This window comes from Rhizobium sp. RU36D, from assembly GCF_900176345.1.
Classification (GTDB): domain Bacteria; phylum Pseudomonadota; class Alphaproteobacteria; order Rhizobiales; family Rhizobiaceae; genus Allorhizobium.
Window position 1 is genome coordinate 1 of record NZ_FWXU01000063.1, and the last position, 3,196, is coordinate 3,196.

At 59.4% G+C, this 3,196-nt stretch carries 5 protein-coding genes and 1 pseudogene; 2 read left to right on the forward strand and 4 right to left on the reverse strand.

The features are described from left to right. Positions 1-846: 846 nt before the first annotated feature. Entirely contained in the window at positions 847-1,275 is a 429-nt protein-coding gene (locus tag B9A97_RS29100) for a VOC family protein (RefSeq protein ID WP_084369318.1), read from the reverse strand. A 258-nt stretch (positions 1,276-1,533) separates the two neighbouring features. Here B9A97_RS29100 and B9A97_RS29105 point away from each other — a divergent pair, with 258 nt between their 5' ends. Both B9A97_RS29105 and B9A97_RS29110 read left to right on the forward strand, forming a co-directional pair. Next, entirely contained in the window at positions 1,534-1,770 is a 237-nt protein-coding gene (locus B9A97_RS29105; protein WP_084369319.1) for a helix-turn-helix domain-containing protein, read from the forward strand. Between the two features lie 125 nt (positions 1,771-1,895). Continuing rightward, entirely contained in the window at positions 1,896-2,153 is a 258-nt protein-coding gene (locus tag B9A97_RS29110; RefSeq protein ID WP_084369321.1) for a GlsB/YeaQ/YmgE family stress response membrane protein, read from the forward strand. 140 nt (positions 2,154-2,293) lie between these two features. On the opposite strand, the gene B9A97_RS29115 is transcribed toward B9A97_RS29110, so the two are convergent. The 3 genes and pseudogenes from B9A97_RS29115 to B9A97_RS30310 all read right to left on the reverse strand — a co-directional run. Then, entirely contained in the window at positions 2,294-2,569 is a 276-nt protein-coding gene (locus tag B9A97_RS29115; protein WP_084369322.1) for a helix-turn-helix domain-containing protein, read from the reverse strand. A gap of 34 nt (positions 2,570-2,603) precedes the next feature. Then, a complete protein-coding gene (locus tag B9A97_RS29120) occupies positions 2,604-2,882 on the reverse strand; it encodes a BrnT family toxin (protein ID WP_084369320.1) in 279 nt (92 codons plus the stop codon). Positions 2,883-2,945: 63 nt separating this feature from the next. After that, positions 2,946-3,196, reverse strand: a pseudogene (locus tag B9A97_RS30310) (hypothetical protein); the annotation flags it as partial.

Genomic DNA, 3,196 nt, shown 5'->3' on the forward strand with positions numbered 1-3,196 from the left:
GTACGGCCGCGGACAGCTGGATCTGCTCGAAGCACGTATTGTGGGAGCGCCCTGATGTCATCGAGATTGCGTCAGAGCCAAGTTTGCACGCCGATAGGGGGTCAAGTTTGCGTGCCGATTGACACCTTTGGGACATTAGACCCCTCGGTCGCGCGCGGCGCTTCGCATCCTCCCATGCCGCACAGGCACATCAGGCGCGCTCTTGCGAGCTGGAGATGGCGGGCCGGTCCGATACCCCTCCATCTCCCCCGCTGTCGCCTGAGGGAGACCATGTTCCGCGAACCCAGCCCGTGCGGTCTTGCGTCTTGCCCCCACGACCCGTGCCGGCCCCACCTCGCCGCAACGCCTTGCGGTGTATCCGAGAGCGGGACGGGAGAAGTGTGGCACGGGGTTCTGGGGGTGGGGATGATGGGGATGGGGATTTTTGTTGCGAGGATGTTGCGGAAGAAGCAAAATCAGTGCCTTAGCGCAAGCTAAGTACTAGATTTTTCGGGTGAGGGGATGATGTTTTACCCGCACGCCAACCCCCTCACCAACAAAATCTACGACTTAGGCCCTGCGGGCCAAGATCGTGATTTTGTAACCTCTCCCACCGAGGGGGAGGTGACCCGTCGCGAGTGCCGCCGCCATGGCCAACAAATTCTGAGGTCCAGTTAAGCCCTCGATTGCCTTCGCGCGACGACGCGCTCAGGCCTCCGTTCGCTGAAATCGATTCACTGGATCGATTTCTGACCTTCGGCCACCGCTCCGAAGCCCCTTGTGGGAGAGGCTACAAAATCGAGGAATTGGCGCAGCCAAACCTCAGATTTTGTTGGTGAGGGGGCATTTTATCTCCCTCTGCATCCCTCAAAACGTGATCTTCACCGCGTCCACGTTTTTGCTCGCCGGGCCGTGATAGACGGCTTCGATGTTGTTGCCATCGGGATCGAGCACGAAGGCGGCGTAGTAGCCGGGGTGATAGTCCCGCTCGCCGGGCTTGCCATTGTCGATGCCGCCACTGGCCAGCGCCGCGGCATAGAATGCATCGACCATCTCCCGGTCGCGGGCCTGGAAGGCGAGATGGTGGCGGCCGGTGAGTTTGCCGAGCGCCGTGCCGCTCTCGAGGCTGGAGACGAAGAGCTCGTCGGCCCAGAAATAATCCTCCGCCTCGCCACCGAAGGGAATGCCGAGCACATCGAAGACGGCGCCGTAAAACCGGCGACTGGCCGGAAAGTCCTTCACGACAAGGCCGATATGGTCGATCAGACGACCGCGGTAGAGTTCAGTGGTTTCCATGGCGCTCCTCCGTAATGGAGGTGAGGGTAGGCCGGCGGTCAGGGCAAGGCAAGAGATTTGCACCGCGCTGGCGTTGTCCGGCCTTGGCTTAACGGGAAAGGCAACCTCACGTCCTGATGGTCTTGAGCCTCAGCGGCCGCGCTCCTGGTCAAACATGCGATGGCGACACCAAATGGGGTGGCCAAGCCAGGTATGAGGCCGGTTTGTGGAACCCTTTGCTTTTTCGCGCGTTGAAATGCGGCAAGAAGGGGGCTCACCATGAATATGATGACCAAGATGAACGGAACGGCGGGCCGCCCTGCTGCGGCAGAATTGCTGCGCAGCGCCCGTGTCACCAGGGGCTACTCGATCGACGACGTTGCCCTTACCTGCGGACTGACCGCTGACGAAGTGCAGGCCGTGGAATCCGGCGCTGATGACGATGCTGGCCGCATCACACGCGTTGCCGCCGCGCTGGGCCTGAGCGCAGACGATGTGCTCCCATCCGCTGGCTGACAGCATGGCGGCGACCAACACGTGTCGGTCGTTGAACGATTAGGCGCGGTTCAGCGCCATCGGACCGGTTCGCCACTGGCAGACCAAGACGACCACGAAAATGAAATCAAATGATGGAGACGACCATGGAAGACGCAGGTATCGGCTGGATTGCAGCCATCATCATCGGCGGCATTGCCGGCTGGCTCGCCGAGATGTTCATGAAGAGCAATATGGGGGTGATCATGAACATCATCCTCGGCATCGTCGGCGCCATCGTCGCCAACGCTCTTCTCTCGGTGTTCGGCATCGTGCTGGGCGGCTGGATCGGCTACCTCATCGCCGGCTTCATCGGCGCCTGTATCCTCATCGCGATCGCCAGGATGTTCCGGCGCACGGCGTAAACTGAGACATGAGACGACAAACTCGGCGATCGTCACCATGGCGGTCGCCGGGTTTTTTTATTGGGTGGTGGGGTGCTGGGGCGGGCATGGCGGTTGCGGTGTCGGCCTGAACCGCTGGGGAATATGGATGATGCTTCTGGTTACGCCAGCGCCGCCGCTGTTCGCTCCGGTTCCGTGGAGATCACTTTCAGATAGGCCTTGGCCGGCTGATCGGGCTCCGAGCGACCCTGTTCCCAATCCCGCAGCGTGCCGAGCGGGATGCAGTAGCGGCGGGCAAATTCTTCCTGGGTCAGGCCGAGCGCCCGTCGAATAACCTTGACCCGTGGCATGCGGAGCGCCGCGCGAAGCTGTTCTTGGCTGAGCGGTGGATTGTCGGGATCAGCCAATGCGTTGGCTTCGGCTTCTTCATCCGTCATGGCATCGACGCGCGACCAGTCTGATGTTTGCACCTTACCAACTTGCATCCTCGTATTCCCGCCGTTCGGATTTGGTTGACTTACGTGCCGAGATGAGACGAATGACATCATCACGTTCCGTGTAGATGACGGTCAAGAAGCGACCCCGGCCAAGACCGACAATGCGCCGGCGTACCTCTCCGTAGTTCATAGATCGCTCTTCGCTATCAACAGAGAATGGATCGTTGAACACGTCACAGGCATCGGCAAAGCTGATGCTATGCTTGCTAAGATTGCTCGCCGCTTTTTCATCATCCCAGTGAAAAGATAGCATGAGTTCCTACGGGTTACCAGTAGTAACTAACGTCTAGCTGTGTCTATAGATGCTGGTGATCACCTAAATCATCTTAAACCAGTCATTTTTGACGGAAACAGTTTCGACGAGCGTAGTCGTAACACCCAATTCGAATTGTTTCAGGAGGTCGCAGAGCCGGTCGCCGTCAATTAGATCGATTGCAATTGCTCCATCACGAGTTGCCTCGTCTGAGGCCTGATACCAACGTGCACGGATCATGACCGATGCGCCCAATCGCGCGTTCCGATGGACATGATCTTCCACGGCTGATCGACGAGCCTGTTCCAAGCGCG

What these genes read in the sequence shown, in the direction of transcription:
- B9A97_RS29100 (WP_084369318.1), bottom strand. Translation starts at nt 1,275, where the DNA reads ATGGAAACCACTGAACTCTACCGCGGTCGTCTGATCGACCATATCGGC.
- B9A97_RS29105 (WP_084369319.1), top strand. Translation starts at nt 1,534, where the DNA reads ATGAATATGATGACCAAGATGAACGGAACGGCGGGCCGCCCTGCTGCG.
- B9A97_RS29110 (WP_084369321.1), top strand. Translation starts at nt 1,896, where the DNA reads ATGGAAGACGCAGGTATCGGCTGGATTGCAGCCATCATCATCGGCGGC.
- B9A97_RS29115 (WP_084369322.1), bottom strand. Translation starts at nt 2,569, where the DNA reads ATGACGGATGAAGAAGCCGAAGCCAACGCATTGGCTGATCCCGACAAT.
- B9A97_RS29120 (WP_084369320.1), bottom strand. Translation starts at nt 2,882, where the DNA reads ATGCTATCTTTTCACTGGGATGATGAAAAAGCGGCGAGCAATCTTAGC.